The organism is Kitasatospora sp. NPDC048715 (assembly GCF_043198905.1).
GTDB lineage: Bacteria > Actinomycetota > Actinomycetes > Streptomycetales > Streptomycetaceae > Kitasatospora > Kitasatospora lactacystinica.
The window spans coordinates 32,718-55,259 of the sequence record NZ_JBICVH010000022.1 but is presented as its reverse complement, the minus strand read 5'-3'; the positions used below and the strand labels follow the sequence as shown (position 1 = coordinate 55,259).

Annotated in this window: 20 protein-coding genes and 2 pseudogenes; 10 read left to right on the top strand and 12 right to left on the bottom strand. The window is 73.6% G+C overall.

Translation table 11 applies throughout. From position 1 onward, the window contains the following. Window positions 1–119: 119 nt before the first annotated feature. From ACGFSC_RS34990 to ACGFSC_RS34980, 3 genes are all read left to right on the top strand, one after another. Window positions 120–1,973 carry a CocE/NonD family hydrolase gene (locus tag ACGFSC_RS34990; RefSeq protein WP_359912288.1) on the top strand — a complete coding sequence of 618 codons (1,854 nt, stop codon included), beginning with the start codon at window positions 120–122 and terminating at the stop codon, window positions 1,971–1,973. A 60-nt stretch (window positions 1,974–2,033) separates the two neighbouring features. Further along, the gene (locus ACGFSC_RS34985) at window positions 2,034–3,029 is read left to right on the top strand and encodes a helix-turn-helix domain-containing protein (RefSeq protein ID WP_359912291.1); all 996 of its coding nucleotides are present in this window, start codon (window positions 2,034–2,036) and stop codon (window positions 3,027–3,029) included. 127 nt (window positions 3,030–3,156) lie between these two features. Next, a complete protein-coding gene (locus tag ACGFSC_RS34980) occupies window positions 3,157–3,687 on the top strand; it encodes an RICIN domain-containing protein (protein ID WP_359912294.1) in 531 nt (176 codons plus the stop codon). A gap of 102 nt (window positions 3,688–3,789) precedes the next feature. On the opposite strand, the gene ACGFSC_RS34975 is transcribed toward ACGFSC_RS34980, so the two are convergent. Together ACGFSC_RS34975 and ACGFSC_RS34970 are read right to left on the bottom strand one after the other, a co-directional pair. Beyond that, window positions 3,790–4,623, bottom strand: coding sequence for a hypothetical protein (locus ACGFSC_RS34975; protein ID WP_359912296.1), 834 nt, complete (start codon window positions 4,621–4,623; stop codon window positions 3,790–3,792). 121 nt (window positions 4,624–4,744) lie between these two features. Further along, window positions 4,745–6,037, bottom strand: coding sequence for a tetratricopeptide repeat protein (locus ACGFSC_RS34970; protein ID WP_359912299.1), 1,293 nt, complete (start codon window positions 6,035–6,037; stop codon window positions 4,745–4,747). A gap of 296 nt (window positions 6,038–6,333) precedes the next feature. Between ACGFSC_RS34970 and ACGFSC_RS34965 the strand changes: the two genes are divergently transcribed. From ACGFSC_RS34965 to ACGFSC_RS34955, 3 genes are all read left to right on the top strand, one after another. Further along, window positions 6,334–6,822: an NUDIX domain-containing protein gene (locus ACGFSC_RS34965; RefSeq protein WP_359912302.1), complete on the top strand. Its 489-nt coding sequence runs from the start codon at window positions 6,334–6,336 to the stop codon at window positions 6,820–6,822. Window positions 6,823–6,925: 103 nt separating this feature from the next. Then, window positions 6,926–7,357 (top strand): ATP-binding protein, encoded by a 432-nt coding sequence (locus ACGFSC_RS34960; protein WP_359912305.1) that lies wholly within the window; start codon window positions 6,926–6,928, stop codon window positions 7,355–7,357. 14 nt (window positions 7,358–7,371) lie between these two features. After that, complete coding sequence (locus ACGFSC_RS34955) at window positions 7,372–7,923, top strand: hypothetical protein (RefSeq protein WP_359912308.1); 552 nt, start codon at window positions 7,372–7,374, stop codon at window positions 7,921–7,923. Between the two features lie 445 nt (window positions 7,924–8,368). Here ACGFSC_RS34955 and ACGFSC_RS34950 read toward each other — a convergent pair whose 3' ends face one another. Further along, complete coding sequence (locus tag ACGFSC_RS34950) at window positions 8,369–8,839, bottom strand: hypothetical protein (RefSeq protein WP_359907972.1); 471 nt, start codon at window positions 8,837–8,839, stop codon at window positions 8,369–8,371. Between the two features lie 139 nt (window positions 8,840–8,978). On the opposite strand from ACGFSC_RS34950, the gene ACGFSC_RS34945 reads away from it, so the two are divergent. Then, window positions 8,979–9,449 (top strand): hypothetical protein, encoded by a 471-nt coding sequence (locus ACGFSC_RS34945; protein ID WP_359907975.1) that lies wholly within the window; start codon window positions 8,979–8,981, stop codon window positions 9,447–9,449. 70 nt (window positions 9,450–9,519) lie between these two features. On the opposite strand, the gene ACGFSC_RS34940 is transcribed toward ACGFSC_RS34945, so the two are convergent. The 6 genes and pseudogenes from ACGFSC_RS34940 to ACGFSC_RS34915 all read right to left on the bottom strand — a co-directional run bounded on the left by ACGFSC_RS34940 (window position 9,520) and on the right by ACGFSC_RS34915 (window position 14,204). Further along, complete coding sequence (locus ACGFSC_RS34940; protein ID WP_359907977.1) at window positions 9,520–10,416, bottom strand: aminoglycoside phosphotransferase family protein; 897 nt, start codon at window positions 10,414–10,416, stop codon at window positions 9,520–9,522. A 77-nt stretch (window positions 10,417–10,493) separates the two neighbouring features. Continuing rightward, a complete protein-coding gene (locus ACGFSC_RS34935) occupies window positions 10,494–10,697 on the bottom strand; it encodes a hypothetical protein (RefSeq protein WP_359907980.1) in 204 nt (67 codons plus the stop codon). A gap of 101 nt (window positions 10,698–10,798) precedes the next feature. Beyond that, window positions 10,799–11,464, bottom strand: a complete 666-nt coding sequence (locus ACGFSC_RS34930) for an HAD family hydrolase (RefSeq protein ID WP_359907982.1) — start codon at window positions 11,462–11,464, stop codon at window positions 10,799–10,801. Window positions 11,465–11,539: 75 nt separating this feature from the next. Further along, window positions 11,540–12,259, bottom strand: a pseudogene (locus ACGFSC_RS34925) (putative Ig domain-containing protein); the annotation flags it as partial. Between the two features lie 210 nt (window positions 12,260–12,469). Continuing rightward, window positions 12,470–13,087: pseudogene (locus tag ACGFSC_RS34920) on the bottom strand (trypsin-like peptidase domain-containing protein); the annotation flags it as partial. 187 nt (window positions 13,088–13,274) lie between these two features. Next, a complete protein-coding gene (locus tag ACGFSC_RS34915) occupies window positions 13,275–14,204 on the bottom strand; it encodes a hypothetical protein (RefSeq protein ID WP_359907985.1) in 930 nt (309 codons plus the stop codon). 150 nt (window positions 14,205–14,354) lie between these two features. Here ACGFSC_RS34915 and ACGFSC_RS34910 point away from each other — a divergent pair, with 150 nt between their 5' ends. Continuing rightward, window positions 14,355–15,476, top strand: coding sequence for an alpha/beta hydrolase-fold protein (locus ACGFSC_RS34910; RefSeq protein ID WP_359907988.1), 1,122 nt, complete (start codon window positions 14,355–14,357; stop codon window positions 15,474–15,476). Window positions 15,477–15,547: 71 nt separating this feature from the next. Next, window positions 15,548–17,986, top strand: coding sequence for a glycosyltransferase family 39 protein (locus ACGFSC_RS34905; RefSeq protein WP_359907991.1), 2,439 nt, complete (start codon window positions 15,548–15,550; stop codon window positions 17,984–17,986). A 91-nt stretch (window positions 17,987–18,077) separates the two neighbouring features. On the opposite strand, the gene ACGFSC_RS34900 is transcribed toward ACGFSC_RS34905, so the two are convergent. The 3 genes from ACGFSC_RS34900 to moaA form a co-directional block, all read right to left on the bottom strand. Next, window positions 18,078–19,643, bottom strand: coding sequence for an alpha/beta hydrolase (locus tag ACGFSC_RS34900; protein WP_359907993.1), 1,566 nt, complete (start codon window positions 19,641–19,643; stop codon window positions 18,078–18,080). Between the two features lie 70 nt (window positions 19,644–19,713). Further along, window positions 19,714–20,484, bottom strand: coding sequence for an HNH endonuclease family protein (locus ACGFSC_RS34895; RefSeq protein WP_359907996.1), 771 nt, complete (start codon window positions 20,482–20,484; stop codon window positions 19,714–19,716). A 142-nt stretch (window positions 20,485–20,626) separates the two neighbouring features. Next, the gene (gene moaA / locus ACGFSC_RS34890) at window positions 20,627–21,646 is read right to left on the bottom strand and encodes a GTP 3',8-cyclase MoaA (protein WP_359907999.1); all 1,020 of its coding nucleotides are present in this window, start codon (window positions 21,644–21,646) and stop codon (window positions 20,627–20,629) included. A gap of 130 nt (window positions 21,647–21,776) precedes the next feature. Between moaA and ACGFSC_RS34885 the strand changes: the two genes are divergently transcribed. Continuing rightward, a complete protein-coding gene (locus tag ACGFSC_RS34885; RefSeq protein WP_359908002.1) occupies window positions 21,777–22,394 on the top strand; it encodes a nucleotidyltransferase family protein in 618 nt (205 codons plus the stop codon). The last annotated feature ends 148 nt before the right edge of the window (window positions 22,395–22,542 follow it).

The window sequence follows — 22,542 nt, the reverse complement described above, 5'->3', positions numbered from 1 at the left end:
CGCCCCACCGGGGCCCCGCTCATCAGGCCCCTCTCATCAGGAAAAGGGCCGCTCCCTCCCCTACTGTCGGAAATACCGAACCGTCGGAAGGCCGACGCCCGGGACCGATGGGAGCGGCCATGCCGTCCTACCCCTTCCACACCACCCGCGAGGACCTGCGCATCCCGCTGCCCGACGGCACCCGGCTGGCCGCCCGGCTGTGGCGGCCGGTCGGTGACGAGCCCGGCCCCGCGCTGCTGGAGTACTCCGGCGGCCGCCTCACCGACCGGACCGCCGCCGAGGACGCCCGCCGCCACCCCTGGTACGCGGGCCACGGCTACGCCGCCGTCCGGGTCGACACCCGCGGGCACGGCAACTCCGAGGGCATCCCCGGCGAACCCGGCGGCGAACAGGAGCTGGCCGACGGCGCCGCCGTGGTCGACTGGCTCGCCCGCCGCCCCTGGTGCAACGGCCGGCTCGGCCTGCTCGGCACCGGCACCGCCGGCACCACCGCCCTGCGGCTCGCCGCCCGCACCCCCGCCACCGTCGGCGCCGTCGTCACCGCCTGCCCCGAGGGCGGCCACCGGCTCGGCGGGGCCGTGCTCGCGGCCGACCTGCACACCCGGCTCACCGCCCTGGTCGCCGACGCCGCCCTGCCGCCGGACCCGCGGCACGTCGGCGACGCCTGGCGGGCCGCCTGGCTGGCCCGGCTGGAGGCGCTGCAGCCGCCCGTCGACGACTGGCTCGCACCCCGCGAGAGCACCGTCCCGGTGTCCGTGCCCGCCCTCGCCGTGGCCGGCTGGGGCGACCCGTCCTGCTCCTTCGTGCTGCGGCTGCTCGCCGAGTCCCCCACCGCGCGCGCCCTGATCGGCCCCTGGCCGCACGGCCTGCCCGAGGCCGCCCTGCCCGACACGCTGCGCTGGTGGGACCACTGGCTGCGCGGCATCGACAACGGCGCCCTCAAGGAACCCGCCCTGCGCGCCTGGCTCGCCACCCGCTGGACCGGGGACGAGGCCTGGCCCTCCCCCGACGTCCGGGAGATCCACTACGGCCTGGACGGGCCGCTGCGCACCGCCGGCACCGCCGCCCACGACCGGTACGTCCCGGTCCGGTCCCCGCAGCACACCGGCCTCAACGCGGGCGCCTACGTCCCCCACGGCCGCCCCGCCGACCGGCCGCCGGACCAGCGCGAGGAGGACGGCCGCTCGGTCTGCTTCGACTCCCAGCCGCTGCCCGAACCCGTCGAACTGCTCGGCGCCCCGACCGTCCGGCTGCGGCTGCGCGAGGACGGGGCACCCGTCCAGGTGACGGTGCGGCTGTGCGCGGTCGGCCCGGACGGCACCTCGGAGCTGGTCACCCGGGGCTTCCTGGTCGCCGACGGACCCGACGCCGAGGTCGAGCTCGCGGCCTGCGCCTGGACGGTCCCGGCCGGGCACCGGCTGCGGCTCGCCCTCTCCTCGGTCTACTGGCCCTGGGTCTGGCCCCCCGCGGAGGACACCGGGTACGGCGTCGACCCGTCCCGCTCCACCCTGAGCCTGCCAGTGCGCCACCTCGCCGCCGACGTCGGCGCCCCGCCCGTCACCTTCGAGCCCCCGGTGCTGCCCGCACCGCTCGACATCCACCTCACCGAACCGCTCACCGTCCGGCCCGAACACCTCACCGTGCACGACATCGGCCGCCACGAGTGGCGCACCGAGCTCTCCCCCGCCACCGACGGCACCCGCACCCACCCCGACGGCCTGGTCCGCGACGAACACACCGTCACCGCCTACCGGGTGCTCACCGGCGCCCCGCTCAGCGCCCAGGCCCGCACCGACCGCACCGTCCGCCTGGAGCGGCCCGACATCGGCTGGGACGTCACCGTCCAGACCCGCACCCAACTGCGCTGCGATGCCGAACACTTCATCAGCGTCGTCCAGCTGCGGGCACTGGAGGCGGGCTCGGTGGTGTTCGCCCGGGAGTGGCAGCACCAGGTGCCCCGAGGGCCTTCCTGAACGAGACCGTTCGTGATGTGACAATGCCCTTACCGGAAGCGCGAGTCGGGGAGGGCGGGCATGCTGGACGAGACGGTGCACCGGACCGAGGACGTGGCGCCGCCGGACCGCCTGGAGTACTGGCGGCACCGACTCTCCGAGATGAGCGCGCCGATCGAGGCCAGCACGGGACACGCCGCCGACTTCCGGGCGGAGCTGCGCGTCCTGACGCTCGGTGAGATGCAGCTCTGGAACATGGAGAGCCCGTCGATCACCGTGCGCCGGCCGGCGCGCCTGATCCGCTCGTCCGACCCGGAGTTCTACCTCCTCTCACTGCCGTTCCCGGGTGCCGGGCCGGCGGCCCGGCACGACGGCCACGGCGAATGGCGCCCGCAGGACCTGGTGATGTACGACAGCGTCCGGCCCATCGCCCTCCAGGTGAGCACCGACGATCCGCGCCGGCAGATCCGCGGGGCCTGGCTGACCCTTCCCCGGCAGGCCGTGCCGCTGCCACCTGACAAGGTGGCCGGGCTGATCGCCCGCCGAATGCCCGGGGGCGAAGGGGTGGGCGCCCTGCTCGTCCAGCTGCTCAACGGCATCGCCGCCGACACCGGCGCCTACCGGACCGGCGACGCGCCCCGGCTGGGCACCGCCGCCCTCGACCTGGTGTCGGCGCTGCTCGCCCACCACCTCGACGCCGAGGACGCCGTCCCGCCGGAGAGCCGGCGCCGGGCACTGGTCCAACGGATCCGGGCCTTCGTCCGCGCCCACCTGCACGAACCGGACCTCAACCCCGGCGCCGTCGCCGCCGCGCACCACATCTCGGTCAGCTACCTGCACCGCCTCTTCGAGGGCGAGGAGGAGACCGTCGCCGCCTGGATCCGCCGCCAGCGCCTCGAACGAGCCCGCCGCGACCTCGCCGACCCGGCCCTGGCCGCGACGCCCGTCCACGCCATCGCGGCCCGCTGCGGATTCCCCCGCGCCGCCGACTTCAGCCGCGCCTTCCGCGGCGCGTACGGCCTGCCACCCAGCGACTACCGCCACGGTGCCACCGCGACGGCCACGGGTGGACGCTGAGCGAAGCGGACGTGGACCGGCTGCTCACGACAACCCCCTTGGGGGGTCGGCAAGCTGATGCTGTGTCCACCACGGGGGATCAAGTGGTGGACGCGAAGACACCAGCACCCTCGAAGGGGGACCATCCATGTCCAGCAACGGACTCCGCAGCACCCGGCGCTCCGCCGCCGCCGTCGGCCTCGCCGCCCTCACGCTCACCCTCAGCGGCCTCGGCGGCGGCCAGGCCGTCGCCGACTCGCACGCCGGCCTCACGGGAGCGATCGAGATCAAGAACGACAACGGCAAGTGCCTGGAGATCACCAGTTCCTCCACCGCGAACGGCGCCAGGGCCCAACAGTGGGACTGCAAGGGCCAGGCCGGATCGAAGTGGCAGTGGCGGTCCGCGGGCAACGGCTACTGGAACCTCGTGAACGCTCACAGCGGCAAGTGCCTGGAGATCCAGAGCTCCTCCACCTCGAACGGCGCCGAGGCCCAGCAGTGGTCGTGCAACGGCCAGGACGGCGCGAAGTGGTGGACGGTCCAGGAACGGACGAACCGGTGGACGATCCGGAACCACAGCGGCAAGGTCCTGGAGATCACCAGCTCCTCCGACACGAACGGGGCCAACGCCCAGCAGTGGGAGTACAAGGGCCAGTCCGGCGCGCTCTGGTCCTGGTAACGAGCCGCCGACCGCTCCCCTCCCGTCGCCTCGCGGGCGGGGAGCGGCCCGCCCGCTTACGTGTGCTCGGCCAGACCATCCGCCCCGAGGGGGGTTCGCCCGCTACGAGTTCGCGACGGCCGGCCGCCGGGGCCACCCGCGCAGGGCCGCGCGCGCCCGGGCGACACCGCCGGGGGTGGCGGGGGCGCCGGTGCCGACGGCGACGGTTCTCGCGTCGAGGCCCGCGCAGGTGCGGCAGATCCCCGGCCGGGGCACGGGGTCGTGGCAGCGGCCGCACTCGGCGTACGGCGTCGACGGGGGCGCTTCGGGGCGTTCCGGCGGCAGCTTGCGTTGCAGGCGGTCCCGGAGGATCGCCGCCGGGGAGTGCATCGGCTGCGGCAGCCCGGGGAGCAGGGCGTGTGCCAACTCGGCTTCGCCGCAGCCTCGTTCCAGCCACTGCGAGACGAGCGGAGCCAGCGCCTGCGCCTCGGCCTCGCCGAGGCGCAGACGCGGTTCGGGCCGGATCACCCGGAACAGGGTGGCCACGGCCGCCCGCGTCCGTTCATCCGGGAGGGTGGGTTCTTGCCCCGGGTCCTTTACGGGAGGGGTGACAGTGCGGCCGGTCCCTCGCCCACCGGAGGCCGGGCGGGGGACAGCCGGTTCGGGCTGCGGGGTGTCGAAGACGTGGGCCTCGGACCGGACCGTTCCGTCGGCCATCCGGACCGTGTCGACCCGGTAGTACCCGGCGTCCTTCAGTTCTTTGAGCGCCCGCCGGACGGCGCCCCGCCCCTGCGGACTGCTGTCCGCCATCTGCCGCCCGTCCTCCCGCCAGCCGCTCGGCCGGGAGAGGAGGTCGGCAAGGAGGCCCCGAGCGGTGTAGCTGAGCCGCCGGTCCTGCAACAGGCCGTTGGGAAGCACGGTGAACGCGCGCGTGTGCGCGCTACGATGAATCTGCATCTGGAGGTTCGACTCCTGGTGCCCGACCCCGGGGTGTGTCACCACCGCCGGGGTCTCCTATGTTCTGTTGATGATGCGGAAAGTAGCACAACGACTACACGGAGTGCGAACCGTTTGCGGATTACCGGCTACCCGCCATGGGGCGGGCGCGCTCCAGGAGTTCGCTCACTCGGGGGTTGCGGCGGTGTGGCCGGGTCGCGGAGAGCATCGAGCGGAAGCGGTCGTCGGCCCGGCCGGACTGGATGGTCGGGTAGTCGTCCAACGCCCGGTGCCAGTCCGCGCAGGCTTCTTCGAGGCGGCCGGCCTGCAGCTTCCACTCCGCGAGCATGCCGGTCATCCGCACCCGATTGCGAATGTATACGGAGTACCGCAGGCGGTCGGACGTCTCCATCGCGCTGATGGCACCAGTCTTGTCCCCGAGCTCCCAGCGGACCTGGGCCTCGTGGTAGGCGAGGGAGGACGGATCGTAGGAGCCGAACGCCTTCGCTTTGGACTCGGCCTGCTCCATCGCGACTTCTGCTGTTCGCAGGTGGTGCAGGGCTCCGGCCCTGTCTCCGGTCTGGGCGAGGGCGTGGGCCTGCTGGCCGGCGAGGAAGGCCCTCATGCGAGGGCCGGCCTGGGGGGAGGCTGCCGAGGCGGCGTCCGCGAACCGCAGGGCGGTACTGCCGTGGCCGAGGTCGACGGCCTGGACGCTCATGCCCCGCAGGGTGGTGCAGTACGTGAGGTGGTCGCCCGCGTGCCCGGCCAGCTCCAGGGCCTTCAGGTAGTAGTGCTGAGCCAGGGAGTCGTGGCGTTCGTCCATGGCCATGTAGCCGGTCAGGTAGCAGTGGTCGGCGGCGGCCGACAGCATGGCCTTGCGGACGTCCTCACCGGCGTCCGCCCGAAGGTACGGGACGATCGTGTTCACCAGGAACGAAGCTGCCATCGGGCGGGCCATCCGGCCGCCGAACTGGTCGTCCAGGTCACTGATCCGCCCGGTCATCGCCGCGACCGCCCGCACCTCCGCCATGCCGATCCGCAGGTGAGGGTCGGTTCGCAGCCTCTCGAAGCGGCCCACCGCGTCGGGCCAGCCCGGAATGGCAAGGGCCGCCGAGTACAGGCCTGCCGTGAGGACTCCGCGCCGCGATGGGTCCATATCGAGGCTCCCCAGGTTGGTCAGCCCTGACACCGCATCCGTCGGCTGGTCAACGGTGGTAGGTGTCTCGCGGAATCCGGCCTCGAAGGCGGTGATGGGTCGCTTGAGCCTCCGCGCCAGCGTCTCCAGGACGATCGGCAGGGCCTTCACCGAAGGCGAGGTGCCGCTGAGCCAGTGGGAGACGGCCGAGGCATCGTACTTGAGTCGCTGTCCGGTCTCGGTGCCGGCTCGGTTGATGGCCCGCGCCAACTCGCCGTTCCCCCAAGCGGCTTCAGTCATCAATGAGGCGAGCTTGCGGTTCGGCGCACGGTCGGTTCGCACGACAGTTCCCCCTTGCAGTCGGGTTTCAAGGGTTTCAACGTCCCGGCTTGGCTCGACCATAGCCGACCGCAGAGCAGGGCGGTTGACTGTTCGTCATCGGCCGATCACCAGCAGTGGCAGGGCCTCTCGTTGCGGGGTCATCCGGCCGCTCCTGGAAATCGCGCCCGGACTCCTGTGGGGAATCGCCGCCTCGTTGGCTTTTCGTAATCCTTTAAGTCCTCGTATCTGGAGCAGAGTTGAGCAGGACCCGCATCATGAGCAAGCCCCCGGCCCGCCGGTCGGGTCAGCAGATCTTCGCCCTGCGCGAGAACCCCGACGGATCGGGCGAACTCTCCGCCCTCCTCGTCGATCCGATCTACATGGACGGACTGATCCTCCCCGGCGGCAGCGCCGAGCAGGACGAGCTCCCGCACCTCGCGGCCCGTCGGCACCTCGAAACCGAGACCGGTCTCGTCCTTCCCCTGCGCACCGTCCTCACCATCGACTACATGCCCGCCGCCGAGTTCCCCGAGGGCCTCAACCTCGTCTATGCGGGCGGAATGCTCACACCCCAGCAGGCCAACACCGCGACCCACCACCAGCCCCCGGAAGAACTCCGCGCCCTCCACTGGGCCCCCCGCCACCAGCTCCGCGACCTCATGGCCGACGAGCAGTGCCGCCGCGTCGAGGATGCCTGGGACGCTTGGGAACACGGCGACGGCCTGCCCCTCCTCGTCCGAGGCGTGGCGGTCCCGGTCGGCTGACCAAACGCCCGACCCGACGGCGACATCCCAGGGCCGGACCTCCGTGAGTGCGGTCCGGCCCCACCTTCAGCAGCACGGCTACAGTCCCTTGAGGTACTCCCCCATGCTCAAAACCCACCGCCGCCCCCGCATGTTCGTCGCGCGCCTCGACTCCCGTATCGAGTCCACGCCCCTGGCCCGCTACCTGCTCCGTGCCTACCTCTCCGGCATGCCCTCCGGCGAGCGCTACTCCGACACCGCCGAGCTCCTCCTCGGCGAACTCTTCGCCAACGCCGTCCAGCACTCCGATTGCCCCGACGGCGACCACATCGAGATCCGCTTCACCCTCACCGGCTCCCGCCTGCGCCTCGAAGTCCACGACGCCGGCACCAACCACCCCAACGTCCGCACGTCCTCCCCCTCCGACGAGCACGGCCGTGGCCTGCTCCTCGTCAACGAACTCGCCGAGCGCTGGGGCTGCGAATCCCGCCCCGGCGGCATCGGCAAGTACGTCTGGGCCCTCGTCGCCCCCGCCCCCATCCTCGTCACCGCCTGAGAACACCAACTCCCATGCACCTCACCACGCTCGCCCGGCACGCCCTCTCCCGCGGCCGCACCCCCGCCGACACCTACGCCCTCCTCGCCCGCCGCACCCACAAGCCCCTCCCCTGCGCCCGCGCCGTCTGCCTCGCCCTCACCATCCCCCTCGCCGAAACCACCCGCCGCCTCAACGAGTGCCACGACGCCCTCCTCGCCAACCCCCGCCCCGGCTCCGAGACCGACACCGGCGAACTCCTCGAAGCCCTCGGCGTCTTCGACGTCCCCGCCTTCCTCACCGACACCGAACTCGCCGTCGTCGACTTCTTCCTCGTCGCCATCGACGCCATGGGCGGCATCCGACCCGGCCACCAGCACGGCCTCCACCGCTGGTTCACCACCGGCAACCTCACCGCGGCCTACCTCTCCCTCGCCGCCGCCCGACCCATGCCCCGCACCGGCAACCCCACCCTGTACTGGACCACCCTCGTCACCGCCGGCGAACTCCTCACCACCGCCCCCAACCCCGACACCCGCCTCAAATACGCCCTCACCCACTGCCGCACCCAAGCCAACCGCCCGTAAGCGCGGGAAGTCGGCCCCGCCGACTTCCCGCGCATGTGGTTGCGGCTGCCCCGGCCATCCGTGGCCGGGGCAGCTGTCTTGACCAGGGCTTCTGGGTTGCCTCATTTTCGGGCGGCCCGGCCAACCTTGGCCGGGCCGCCCCGCACCTTGTTGACTCTGTGGGAGGGGCGGGTGGGCGGGCGTTCGGTGTTTGAGGGCGGGGCCGCGTGTTCATCGCAGGTCCCGCCCTCGTCTCGACCTGGCTCGCTCATCCTCTGCGCAGGAAGTCGGTCTGGCCGACTTCCTGCGCAGGGAGTGGTGGTGCGGCGAAGTGAGTGCTGCTTGGCGGTGGTTTCGGCGGGCCTGGCCAAGCTTGGCCAGGCCCGCCGTTGCTCTTGCGGTTCCTGGAAAGGGCGGGGGGTGGAGGGCTTCCGTCTCTTTCGTTTTTTCTTTGGGCGGGCCCGCGTCAGAGGACGCGGGCCCGCCGGACTTCATTGATCGGTCGCCGGACCGGATCGGCACGCTCACGGCCCGCCGGATGCCCAGGGGCGAAGGGGTGGGCGCCCTGCTCGTCCAGCTGCTCAACAGCATCGCCGCCGACACCGGCGCCTACCGGACCGGCGACGCGCCCCGGCTGGGCGCCGCCGCCCTCGACCTGGTGTCGGCGCTGCTCGCCCACCACCTCGACGCCGAGGACGCCGTACCACCGGAGAGCCGGCGCCGGGCGCTGGTCCATCGCGTCCGGGCCTTCGTCCGCGCCCACCTGCACGAACCGGACCTCAACCCCGGCGCGGTCGCCGCCGCGCACCACATCTCGGTCAGCTGCCATCGCGGCCCGCTGCGGGTTCCCCCGCGCCGCCGACTTCAGCCGCGCCTTCCGCGGCGCGTACGGGCTGCCGCCCCGCGACTTCCGGCACGGCGCCGCCGCGACGGCCACGGGTGGACGCTGAGCGAAGCGGACGTGGACCGGCTGCTAACGACAACCCCCCTGGGGAATCGGCAAGCTGATGCTGTGTCCACCACGGGGGCTCCTCCGGTGGACGACCGACACCAGCACCCTCGAAGGGGGAACATCCATGTCCAGCAACGGAACCCGGCCCCGCACGACCCTGCGATCCGCCGCCGCCGTCGGCATCGCCGCCCTGACGCTCGCGCTCACCGCCCTCGGCGGCGGTCAGGCCGTCGCCGCGCCGCAGGCCGACCCGCTCACGATCGGGACGCCCGTCACCCTGTCGGAGTCCGCGATCGCGGCGGACAGCCTGCCGTGCATCACCAGCCCCGGGGTCAAGACCTGCTTCGACAAGGCCGGCGACAAGGTGCTCGTGCTCGACACCGCGAAGGACGGCTTCTCCGCCGTCGGCCGGTGGAGCACCGACTACGGCCGCACCGGCGCGTGCCGCAACGCCCTCGGCGTCGGCCAGTGGGCGGAGTGCAACTACGACATGCGCGAGACGGGGCACATCCAGCTGAACAACGCCCTCTACGACGGCGACACCGGGCTGTTGGTGCTGACCAACACGTACTCGGGCTGGCTGTCGATCGGCTGACCCGCCGGCGGCCCTGCCGCTCTCCGCCCGTACGACGGGCGGGGAGCCGCAGGGCGCGGCGCCCGTCCCGCTACGCGTGCTCGGCCAGGACCTCGGCGATGACGTGGCGGGCGATGGCGGTCATCCTCGGGTCGCTGTCCCGGTAGTAGGCCACCTCCAGCAGGGCGATCGAGAGGGCCCAGCCGCGGGCGCGGGCCCAGGCCGCGTCGTCGGGGGCCGCGGCCGCGCGGAACGCCTCACGGGCGGCGGCGGGCAGGACGTACCAGGCCGGGATCAGGTCGACGGCCGGTTCGCCCAGGCCCGCGCAGCCGAAGTCGATGACGGCGGCGAGCCGGCCGTCCGGGGAGACCAGCAGGTTGCCGGGCTGGAGGTCCCCGTGGAGCCAGACCGGGGGGCCGGCGGGCGCGGGGGTGGCCAGGGCGTGCTCCCAGGCGGCGGTCGCGGCGGCGGCGTCGACCAGGTCCGGCACGGCCGCGATCGCCTTCCTCGTCCCGGTGTCCCGGTCCGCCAGCGACTCGCTGCGGTAGGCGGCGGGCGCGCCGGCCGGGTCGAACCCGCGCATCGCGGTCACGAAGTCCGCCAAGTCCCGGGCCAGCAGCCCGGGTTCGGCAGTCCGGCCGGCCGTCGGGGTGTCGCCGTCGATCCAGCGCAGCACCGACCAGGGCCAGGGGCAGCCGTCGACCGGCCCGCCCACGGCCAGCGGGACCGGCACCGGGACCGGCAGCCGCGGGGCCAGGCGGCGCAGCCAGACGTCCTCCTTGGCGATCTCCTCGACCACCCCGGGGATCCGCGGGATGCGCACCACCAGCTCCGCCCCGAGCCGGTACATCGCGTTGCTGGTCCCGGCCGGTTCCACCGGCTCGACCGGCAGAGCGGCCCACTGCGGGAACTGCTCGGCGACCATCCGGCGCACCAGGGCCTCGTCGATGTCGAGTTCGTCGGGGTGCAGCTTGCGGGAGGCGGCCATGGTGTCCGACCCTGCCACCCGCCGGCCGCGCCGGGCAAGCGAATTGCCGCCGGACCGACGGCCGCCGGGGCCCGGCGTCAGGCTCGGCGCGCGGCTCCCCCGGGCTTCCGCTCGTTGGCGTGGATCCAGCGCCGGTTGGCGGCGCAGGTCACGAACGGGACGATGAAGGCGAGCAGCCACCACAGGAGGCCCAGGGCCCGCTGGTGGTCCATGTCCCCCCAGCGGCCCGGGAGCAGCGGAAGCGGGAGCGCCACCACCAGGAGCACCGCCCAGGTCGCCATGCACGTGATCACCCTGCGCGCCCCAACGCCCATGCGTCCCCCAGCCCGAGCCATGTTTGAACGTGTTCAATATAGCGCTCGGGGTGCCGTCGGGCGAGCCGCTAGCCCGGGTGGACCGCGCCTGCCGCGATCAGGCCGGGCAGCTTGCGCATGTCGTCGAAGACCACGGTGCCCGGCCCGGCCAGCCGCTCCGCGACCGTGACGCCGCCCGCGTAGCCGAGCGCGCGCATGCCGGCGGCGCGGGCGGCCTCGACGCCGGGCCGGCTGTCCTCGACCACCACGCAGGCGGCCGGGTCGACGCCCATCGAGCGGGCGGCGTGCAGGAAGAGGTCGGGGGCGGGCTTGCCGCGGCCGACCTCGGTGGCGCTGAAGATCCGTCCGGCGAAGTGGTCGTGGAGGCCGGTGCGGCCCAGGGTGTGGCGCATCTTCTCGTGGGTGCCGCTGGAGGCCACGCAGGTGGGCAGGGTGATCGCGGCCAGGGCTTCCGGCAGGCCGGCCACGGGGGTCAGCCCGGCGTCGACCGCCTCGGCGTGCAGTTCGACGAAGCGCTTGCTCCACAGGACGGCCGTCTCGGCGCCCAGCCGTTCGGCGACCGTCGCCCGGTTGGCGGCCTCGGACCGTCCGACGAAGAGCTCGATCGCCTCCGCCCCGGTCAGCGGCCAGCCGTGCTCCGCCCCCAGGCGCACCAGCACCCGGACGGCGATCACCTCGCTGTCCACCAGGACGCCGTCGCAGTCGAAAATCACCAGCTCTATCGGCTTGATCATCCGACCAGCATAGGCCGGTGCGCACCCGAGGGCGGTGACCGGCGAACCGGCCACCGCCCCTTGGCCGTTACCCGGTCAGCCGGTCTGGACGGAGGTGTCGTCGATCACGAAGCTGGTCTGGAGCGAGGCGTCCTCGGTCCCGGCGAACTTCACGGTGACGCTCTGGCCCGCGTAGGCCGACAGGTCGAAGGTGCGCTGCTGGTAGCCGGCCGCGGCGTCCACGTTGGAGTAGGTCTTCAGCGCGGTGCCGTTGACCGACACGGTCAGCTTGTCGTACGCGGTGGTGCCCGACTCGGCGGTGTCGATGTGCAGCCAGAAGCTCAGCGTCGCCTTGCAGCCCGACGGGATGCTCACCGTCTGCGACAGCGAGTCCGAGTGGGTCGAGCCGTAGCCGTTCATCCACGCCTTCCAGGAGCCGCCGTGGGCCGCCTGGGAGGAGCTGTTGTCCACCACGCCGCTCGACGTCGTCCACGGGGTGGCGGTGCCGGTCTCGAAGCCCGCGTTGCCCAGCAGCTGCGCCGGGGTGCAGCTGCCGCCACCGGTGGAGACCGCCCAGGTGAAGGAGGTGGAGGCCGACGTGCCCGCAGCGTCCGTGACGGTGACGGTCACGGTGGAGCTGCCCGCGGTGGAGACGGTGCCGGCGATGACGCCGGTGGAGGAGTTGATCGACAGCCCGGCGGGCAGGCCGGTCGCGGCGTAGGACAGCGGGGCGGTGCCGCCGGTGGCGCCGATCTGGAGGTTCACCGCGCCGCCGACGACGGTGGACTGGTTGCCCGGGTTGGTCACCGTGACGGTGCCGCTGCCGGCCGGCTTGGTGAGCAGGCAGCCGGAGACGTTGAGGTCGATGGCCCGGCTGGAGTTCAGGCAGGTGGTGAACCAGTACGTCTCCTCGCCGTAGCTCTGGCCCTTGAAGGCCTTGGTGGTGCCGTCGGCGGCCACCTCGCACGGATTGTTGAGGGTGCACATGGCGCCGTCGTCATTGCCGGTGTTGTTGATGCCGATGATCCGCCCGCTGGCGGACTCGACGATCGGCGAACCGGAGGTGCCGTGCGTGGTGTTGCAGCCGGAGCTGTAGCGCAGCGAGTCGTGCCAGGTCCACTCGTCCTCGCGCAGGGTCGGCACGAAGCCGTTGACGGAGCAGTTCCAGACCTGCTTCCAGTACGACGAGGGTATGTACATCGACGCGCCGTCGGTCGGGTGCGAGTCGCTGATGGTCAGCGCGGTGGCGCCGTACTTGGAGCTGATCGACCCGTAGGTGTCGGTGAGTTGGTAGAGCGCGACATCGGTGCCGGTCATCGTCGCGTAGAGCACCTTGTCGGCCTGGACGGTGCCCAGGCTGTTGCCCGCGCCGTTCAGCAGGGTGCCGCTGCGGCTGGCGGTGGCGTTCTGGATCACCTGGCCGGCCGAGGGCATGGTCGGCAGGCAGTGCCCGTTGGTGAGCATCAGCGCGCGGTCGCCGGCCACCGAGGTGGGGTAACGGACCAGCGAGGCGGAGCAGTTGCTCAGGGCGATGGTGGACGTCAGGTCGGCCGCCTGGACGGCCTGCGCGGGGGCGGCGGCGAAGGCCAGCCCGCCCGCGACGACGGCACTGGTACCGGCCACCGCGACAAATCTCTTGAACATGGCTCTCCTTGTGGGGGATCGCGGGGTGTACGACTGGTCGCCGACGCCCGCGCCGCACGAAAGTGCCATGGCCACTTCAAGAGGTCAAGGATTGTGACCGAACTCGCCACTGCCCGGCACGGGTCGTGCCATCCGAAGGCAACGACCCGTCCCGGTATGCCCGTTACGGGCAGAGGCTACGCGGCGGCTACGGCTGCGGAGCGGTGGCCGCGTTCAGCTGGTCGGAGTTGACGTTGCCCTTGCCGTCCCGCGCGTTGGACGTGACCGTCCAGGTCGTCCCGGACGGCTCGAACTCGTGCTTGTCACCGACCTTGACGAACCGGCAGCCCTGGGTGAACTGCTTCACGTCGGCGTCCCAGTCCACTCCGGCGGTGTAGTGGAAGTCGTACGAGCCCGACTTGATGCCGTCCATGGTGGCCTTCTGCCCCTTGACCACGTACATCGAGGCCACGGCCTGGCCGTCCTGGACGACCGAGACGACGATGTCCGCCGCACCGTTGTTGTCGAAGGTCAGCTCCCCCTTGCCGCGGTTCCCGCCGTCGCGGACCAGGGAACCGTTCTCCAGGACCCGCGGCTGCGGCTGCGGCTTGGGCAGTTGCGGGACGGTGAGGGCGGCCGGCTGGCCGGCCGTCGCCAGCTTTGCGAGCGCGGCGGGGACCGCCACCAGCCCCTGGCCGCCGCCGAGCTGCGCCTGGATGACGCCGACGGTGCAGTACTTCTTGAGGTTGAGGTCGGTGCGGATCGTCAGCGCCTCGGCGGAGAGCGTGTTCAGTCCGGTCACCAGTTCGGTGCGCGCCGCGTCGACCCCGTCCGGTGCGCCGGCGGCCTTCAGGCTCCGGACCGCGCGGTCGGCACTGGACTCCACGATGGCGAGCGCGGTCTCGACCTCCTTCATGGTCGTCGCCGCGGCCACCTTCGACAGCCCGGTGCCGACCGGCTCCAGGGACTGCGCGAGCGTCGTCCCGAACGGCGTCGCCGAGGCGCTCGGCACGACCGTCGCCGAAGCGCTCGGCGCGGCGGCACCACCACCCCCGCCGGAGCAGGCCGCGAGCAGCAGCACCCCGCCGACCGCCAGACCCGCCCCACCCGAAGAACCCGCGAACCGCATCGACTTCACGACCCCACCCCACTGTCATCCGCCGCGCACTCCCCGTACGCGTCGGGGCGACATGCTGCCGAGCACGAACCACCCGGGTCAACCCGATAAGGACGATCATCGGAAGGGGCCGCCCCGGGGCCTCCACGGAGGTCAACTACGATCGGGCTCGTGCTCAGTCTCACCGGACTCCCGCTCCAGATCATCGCCTCCCTCCTCGCGATCGCCGTCTTCGCCGCCACCATGTGGCTCTGGCCGCGGTTCGGCGGGAAGGGCTGGAAGGCGTGGCTGGGCCGGATCGGCGCGTTCCTCGCCACCCAGGTGTCGGTCCTGGCCGCGATGGGCCTGATCGCCAACAGCTACTTCGGCTTCTACAGCTCCTGGACCGACCTGCTCGGCACCAGCGGCGGGCTCGGCACGGTGGTCGACCACCAGCCCAACGCCTCCGGGGTGGCCGTCACCGGCGAGCAGAAGTTCTACTCCGCCCAGGGCTCGGACCCGGAGCGCTCCGGCCTGATCCAGAAGGTCGACGTCAAAGGGGCCGGCAGCGGTCTGACCACCGAGGCGTACGTCTACCTGCCGCCGCAGTACTTCCAGCCGGACTACGCCAAGCAGCGCTTCCCGATGGCCCTGGTGCTGACCGGCTACCCGGGCACCCCGGAGAAGCTGATCTCGCTGATGCAGTACCCGGCGTCCACGCTGAACGCGATCGAGCAGAAGAAGCTGCCGCCGACCGTCCTGGTGATGACCCGCCCCACCCTGGTCGGCGACCGGGACACCGAGTGCGTGGACGTGCCGAACGGCCCCCAGGTGGAGACCTTCTTCACCACCGACCTGCCCAAGGCCCTCGCCACCACGTACCGGATCGGCACCGACCCGGCCAACCGGGCGGTGATCGGCAACTCCACCGGCGGCTACTGCGCGCTCAAGTTCGCGCTGCGCAAGCCCGACGCCTACCGCTCGGCGGTCGCGCTCTCCGGCTACTACAGCGCCGCCCACGACGCGACCACCGGCGACCTGTTCGGCGGCAACGACCGGCTGAAGCAGGAGAACGACCTGCTGTGGCGGCTGAAGAACCAGCCGCCCGCCCCGGTCAACCTGCTGCTGACCACCGCGTACGACGAGAACAACTACGACGAGACCAAGGCCATGATCGCGGCCTTCAAGGCCCCCACCACGATGTCCTCCATCACGCTGGACACCGCCGGCCACAACTTCCACACCTGGACCCGGGAGATCCCCCCGGCCCTGGAGTGGCTGGGCAAGCACCTCGCCGTACCGCCGTCCGCCTGACGTTCCGGATCACACGCGCCTCACACCCCCGTCTCACGGTTCTCTCAGGCACGCCACCGACGGTATGGCGCATGACCACGAGCAGCTACTCCCCTCCGGCCGGCGAACCGTGGCCCGAGGCCGCGAACTTCCCGCCACCGGAGGTGCCGCCCGGCCCGGCCCGGCCGGACCCGGCGCCGCTCTTCCCCGAGCAGCCCCTGCCGCCCGCCGGCCCCAAGGGTCCGGCGTCCTGGTCCGGCCGGCTGCGCACCCTCCCGGCCCGCGCCTGGCGCGGGCGCGCGGACGACCCGCGCTGGGTGCGCCCGGCCCTGCTGGCGCTGCTGGCCGCGACCACCGTCCTCTACCTGTGGGGCCTGAGCGCCTCCGGCTGGGCCAACTCCTTCTACTCGGCCGCCGTGCAGGCCGGCTCCCAGAGCTGGAAGGCCTTCTTCTTCGGCTCCTCGGACGCGGCGAACTTCATCACCGTCGACAAGCCCCCGGCCTCGCTGTGGCCGATGGCCCTGTCGGCGCGGATCTTCGGCCTCTCCTCGTGGTCGGTGCTGGCCCCGCAGGCGCTGATGGGAGCGGCCACCGTCGGCGTGCTGTACGCGACGGTGCGCCGCCGCTTCTCCCCGCTCGGCGGCCTGCTGGCGGGCGCCGCGCTGGCGCTCACCCCGGTCGCGGCGCTGATGTTCCGCTTCAACAACCCGGACGCGCTGCTGGTGCTGCTGCTGACGCTGGCCGCGTACGGGCTGGTGCGCGCGGTCGAGGCGGCGGGCACCCGGTGGCTGGTGTTCACCGGGGTGGTGTTCGGCCTCGCCTTCCTCACCAAGACCCTGCAGGCCTTCCTCGTGCTGCCCGCGTTCGCGGTGATCTACCTGGTCGTCGCGCCCACCGGCCTGTGGCGGCGGGTGCGGCAGCTGCTGCTCTCGGGCGCGGCGATGGTCGTGGCCGGCGGCTGGTGGGTGGCGGTCGTCGAGCTGCTGCCCGCCTCGGCCCGCCCGTACGTCGGCGGTTCGCAGGACAACAGCTTCCTCTCGCTCACCTTCGGCTACAACGGCCTCGGCCGGATCAACGGCGACGAGACCGGCAGCGTGGGCGGCGGCGCCCGGATGCCGGCCGGGCTCGACCTGCCGGGCGGTGCGATGCGCGGCGGCGGCCACGGCTGGGGGCAGACCGGGCTGACCCGGATGTTCGGCACCGACATCGGCGGACAGATCGCCTGGCTGCTGCCGGCCGCGCTGATCCTGCTGGTGGCCGCCCTCTGGGCGACCCGCCGCTACGCCCGCACCGACACCGCCCGCGCGGCCTTCCTGGTCTGGGGCGGCTGGCTGCTCTCCACCGCGCTGATCTTCAGCTTCATGTCCGGGATCTTCCACCAGTACTACACGGTGGCGCTGGCCCCGGCCGTCGCGGCGCTGGTCGGCATGGGTGTGGACGGCCTGTGGCGGGCCCGGCACCGGCTGCCCCGGGCGCTGGTGCTGGCCGGGACGCTCGCGGTGACGGCGGTCTGGGCGTTCGTGCTGCTCGGCCGCAGCCCGGACTTCGTGCCGTGGCTGCGCTGGGCGGTGCTGGTCGGCGGGCTGCTCGCGGCGGCGGCGCTGGCCGCCGGTCCGCTGGTCGCCGGCTCGCCGGTCGCCGGGTCGCCGGCCGGGCGGTTCTCCGGCAGGACCGGCGCGCGGATCGCCTCGGTGGCGGGCCTGGTGGGCCTGGCGGCGGCGCTCGGCGGTCCGGCGGCGTACGCGGTGGACACCGTGAACACCCCGCACACCGGCTCGATCGTGACCGCCGGGCCGGGCGTGGACGGCGCGTTCGGACCGGGCGGCACGGGGCGCAAGGGCGGCAAGGGCTTCCCGGGCGGCGGCAACGGGCGCGGCTTCGGCCAGGGCTTCCCGGGCGGCCAGAACGGTCAGCCGGGCTTCCCCGGCGGGCCGGGCTTCCCCGGCGGGCAGGGCTTCCCGGGCAGCGGCGCGGGGGCGGGCACCGACCACGGCAACGGCCGCCACGAGCGCGGCAACGGCACCGGTGGCGGCACCGGTAACGGCACCGGCTTCCCCGGCGCGCAGGCCCCCGAGGGTACGGGCACCGACGGCCTCCCCGGCGGCGCCACGGCCGGCGGCCCGCCCCCCGGCGGCATGGGCGGCCTGCTCGACGGCCCCAAGGTGACCGACGAGGTCGCCGCCATGCTGAAGGAGAACGCCGACCACTACACCTGGGCGGCCGCCACGATCGGCTCGCAGACCGCCGCCGGCTACCAACTCGCCACCGGCGAACCGGTGATGGCCCTCGGCGGCTTCAACGGCACCGACCCCTCACTGACCCTGGACGGCTTCCGGACGTACGTCCAGGAGGGCAAGGTGCACTGGTTCATCGGCGCCGGCGGCTCCCACCGCGGCTTCGGCGGCGCGGGCGGCGACGAGGGCGGGCAGCAGAACGAGTCCGCCCGGATCGCGTCCTGGGTGACCGCCCACTTCACCGCGAAGACCATCGGCTCGACCACCTTCTACGACCTGACGGCCCCCACCTCCTGACGGTGGGCCCGCAACCCCGGAGGGGGCGTGCCGCGTTCGCGCGGCGCGCCCCCTTCCGCCGTCCCCTTCCGCCGTCCCCGGCCGCCCGTCCTCAGTCGGTCGCGCAGTGGGTGTCCGCCTCCGGCAGCCGTCCGTCCACCAGGTAGGCGGCCACCGCGTCCCGGACGCAGCTGCTCCGGTAGTAGGCCATGTGCCCGTCGCCGTCCCGGGTGAGCAGCACGCCGTGCTCCAGCCCGCCGGCCAGCCGCTGCGCCCAGGCGTACGGGGTGACCGGGTCGCCGGTGGAGCCGATCACCAGGACCGGCGCGCTGCCCTGCGCCCGGACGGGCTGCGGCACCTCGGGCGAGCGGTACGGCCAGGCCCGGCAGTCCGGGACGAGCAGGGTGCCCGTCGGGTCGTGCCCGGTGGTCAGCGGGGCGCGGGCGGCGAGTTCGGCGAGGGCCGGGCGCAGTTCCGCGTCGGTGGGCGGCGGCGGGCCGTCCGCGCAGGAGATGGCGGCGAAGGCGTCGGCCACGCTCTGGTAGCGGCCGTCCTCGCCGCGTCCGTAGACGCTGTCGGCGAGGGCGAGCAGGCTCTCGCCCTCGCCCCGGGTGACGGCCGGTTCGATGGCGTCGCGCAGCCCGGACCAGGACTGGTGGCCGTCGGCGAGCGCGTCCAGGACCGCGCCCCAGCCGAGCGCGGCGGTGAGCGTACGGCCGTCGGCGGTGCGCAGCGGGTGCTCGCGCAGGCCGTCGAGGAAGCGGGCGAGGCGCTGCGGGGCGGCGGCCGGGTCGGGGCCGAACGGGCAGGAGTCCCCGTCCTCGGTGGCGCAGTCGGCGGCGAAGGCCCGGAACCCGTCCTCGGCGGCGACGGCCTGTTCGATGCCGAGCCGGGCGGTGGGGACGCCGTGCTCGACGGCGCCGTCGAGGACGAGCCGGCCGGTGCGCTCGGGGAACTCCTCGGCGTAGCGGGCGCCGAGGTGGGTGCCGTAGGAGAAGCCGAGGAAGTCCAGCCGGCGTTCGCCTAGGGCGCCGCGCAGCACGTCGAGGTCGCGGGCGGTGTCGCGGGTGCCGAGGTGCGGGAGCAGGTCGGCGTGCCGGGCCTCGCAGGCCTCGGCGAGGACCCGGCCGCGGCCGTAGTCCGGGTCGTCGGTGGCGTCCCACTCGTCGCGGGTGGAGTCGTCCAGGCACTGGACCGGGACGGTGTCGCCGGTGCCGCGCGGGTCGAAGCCGACCAGGTCGTAGCGGTCGTGCAGCGGCCCCTGATAGTTCTTCCAGCCCCAACGGACCATCTTGACACCGGAGTTTCCGGGCCCTCCGGGGTTGAGCAGCAGGGCCCCGAGCCGGTGCTCGCGGTCCGCGGCGGGCACCTCGGTGACAGCGACGTCGATGGTGCGGCCGCCCGGATCGGCGTAGTCCAGCGGCACCTTGAGGGTGGCGCACCGCACGACGGCCGTGTCCGGGTCGGTGCCGTCGTCGCCGGGGCAGGGCTGCCAGTCGATGTGCTGGTCGTAGAGCGCGCGCAGGGCGGGTGTCGCGGTGGCGGCGACCCGCTCGTCCAGCGGAGGCCGGGCGACACCGCCCGTGCAGCCGCTCGACAGCGCGAGGGCGAGGACGGCGGCGAGGGCGGGCACGGCGCGCCCGGACGAGCGGGGGAACCGGGAAGTGATCGGGGGCACCGCCCACGAATACCATCCGACCTGCGTCCGAAGCACATCGCACCCGCCCCCGGCCGGGGTCGACGGTCCGTCAGCCGTCGCACTGCTGGAGCATGGCCTTCTTGTCGGCGTCGGTGACGGGCAGCTGGTACTTCAGCGAGACCTGGGCGAAGCGCACCGCGTAGGAGCAGCGGATCCCGGTGTCGGCGGGCAGCCAGGCGGCCGGGCCGGAGTCGCCCTTGGAGGCGTTCTGCGAGCCGTCGGCGGGGATCAGGTTGAGCGGGTCGTTGGCGATCTGGACGCGCTTGGCCTTGTCCCACTTGCTGGCGCCCATCTGCCAGTCGTAGGAGAGCGGCATCACGTGGTCGATCTGGATCTTGGAGGCCTGCTGCTTGGTCCACTGGACGCTCTTGCCGGTGTACGGGTCCCAGATGGTCATCGCGGTGACCGTGCAGTCCGAGCCGTCCTTGTGCTCGACGCCGGTGCCGTCCCGGGCGAGCAGGTCGTTGCGGGTGTCGCACTTGTTGCCGCCGAACGGGACGCCGTCGACGTTGTCCGTCCAGGCGGGGCCGAACTCGTTGCGGTCGTAGCCGTCCTTGGTGCCGACGGCGGCGGTGGCGACCTTGGCGATGACGTCCCGGCCGGCCTTCCGCTCCTCGGGGGTGGTCAGCGGCGCCAGGCCGGGCTTGGTGCCGTCCGGGTTCTGCAGCGGGCTGGTGCCGGTGGCCCCGGCGACAGCGCCGCCACCGGGCTTGGGGCCGGTCGACTTGTGGTCGCGGCCGCCGATCAGCCAGCCGACCAGCGCGAGCGCGCATATCAGGAACACGGTGGCGGCGGACAGGGTGGTGCGGCGGGCGGGCACGGAGAACTCCCGGGATCAGGGGCGGGGTGACGGCGAACCAGCAGATCAGCCGCCCCGAGAGCAGGTCAAGCCGACGCCACGGGCCGGCCCGGAGCATGTCGAAGCTCACACCCGCTCAAGCCGCCCCGCCCCACCGGGGCGTTCAGCCGCCGATGGCCGACATCGGACGGTCGGGCCGGACGAACCGCGCGCTGCCGATGGCGTGCCCGGGCCCCTTGCCCGCCACCGCCACCCGCCAGGCCGCCTCGATCGCCGCGTCGTCCGCCCCACCGCGCAGCAGCGCCCGCAGGTCCGACTCCTCGGTCGCGAACAGGCAGGCGCGCAGCTGCCCGTCGGCGGTCAGCCGCACCCGGTCGCAGCCGCCGCAGAACGGCCGGGTGACGGAGGCGATCACCCCCACGACCGCGTCCGTGCCGGCGATCCGCCACTCCTCCGCCGGGGCGTTGCCGGGCCGGCCGACCGGCCGCAGGTCGAACCGCTCCCCCAGGCGCGCCAGGATCTCCTCCGCCGTCACCATCGCCGAGCGTTCCCAGGCGCCTTGCGCGTCCAGCGGCATCGACTCGATGAAGCGCATCCGGTACCCGTTCGCGAGGGCGAAGGCGGCCAGCTCCACGATCTCGTCGTCGTTCACCCCGCGCACCGGCACCGCGTTCACCTTCACCGGCCCCAGCCCGGCCGCCTTCGCCGCCGCCAGCCCCGCGAGCACGTCACCGATGCGGTCCCGCCGGGTGATCGCCGCGAACCGCTCCGGGCGCAGCGTGTCCAGGCTGACGTTCACCCGCCCCAGCCCCGCCTCGCGCAGCCCGGCGGCCGTACGCGCCAGCCCGATCCCGTTCGTCGTCAGCGACAACTCCGCGCCCAGCGCCGCGATCCGCCCGACCAGCCCGGTCAGCCCCCGCCGCAGCAGCGGCTCCCCGCCCGTCAGCCGCACCGAGCGCACCCCCAGCCGCTCCACCGCGATCCGCACCAGCCGCACGACCTCGTCGTCCCCCAGCACCTCGGCACGCGCGAGCCAGGCGGGCCCCTCCGCCGGCATGCAGTACGTGCAGCGCAGGTTGCAGCGATCGGTCAACGACACCCGCAGATCGGTGTGGACCCGGCCGAAGCGGTCCACCAGCGGGCGGGGCGCGGCCCCGGGTACGGGCGGGGGTGCGGTGTTCATCGCCCCAGTACAGGGGGCCCGGGCCCGGCCCGGCCAGCGGCCGAACCGCCGGGCCGCGGCCGCCGCGCGCGGCTTCCCCTTGTGGCTTCCCACAATGCGCGCCCCGGCCCCGACCGGGCAGGCTGGCCCCATGCAGACTGCGCCGACACCCGCCGGACCGGGCCCGGTCGCCGCCCTGGTCCTGGCCGCCGGGGGCGGGCGGCGCCTGGGCGGGCGGCCCAAGGCCCTGCTCCGGTACGGGGGCCGGCCGCTGGTGGAGCACGCGGTGGCGGTGGTCCGGGCCGGCGGCTGCGCGGACGTCACGGTGGTGCTGGGCGCGCAGGGCGGGCGGGTGCGGGCCACCGCGCACCTGCCGGGCTGCCGGCTGGTCGGCAATCCGGACTGGGCGCAGGGCATGGGCTCCTCGCTGCGGGCCGGCCTGGCCGCCCTGCCGCCGCACGCCACGGCGGCGCTGGTGATGCTGGTGGACACCCCGGGCGTCACCCCGGCCGCGGTGGCCCGGCTGCTGGCCGCCCACCGGGCGGGCGCCGAACTGGCCGCGGCGGCCTACGGCGGGCGGCGCGGGCACCCGGTGCTGATCGGCGCCCGGCACTTCGCCGAGGCGGCGGCGGGCGCCCGCGGCGACGCCGGGGCCCGCGCCCTGCTGACGGCGCACGCGGCGGAGCTCGTCCTGGTCGAGTGCGCCGACGTCGCCGCCCCGGACGACCTCGACACCCCCGCCGACCTGGCCCGCTGGTCCGCCGGGTGAACGTCCCGGTCCGACCCGCCGGACATCCCCCTCGGGGAGGATTCCGCCCCCACCCGAGCGGGCAGGATTCCCTGATCCGTCCCTGAGGATTGCCTCATTCCGCGCCCGGCGCCGGACATTTCGGGGAGCATGGGAAACGTCCCACCCA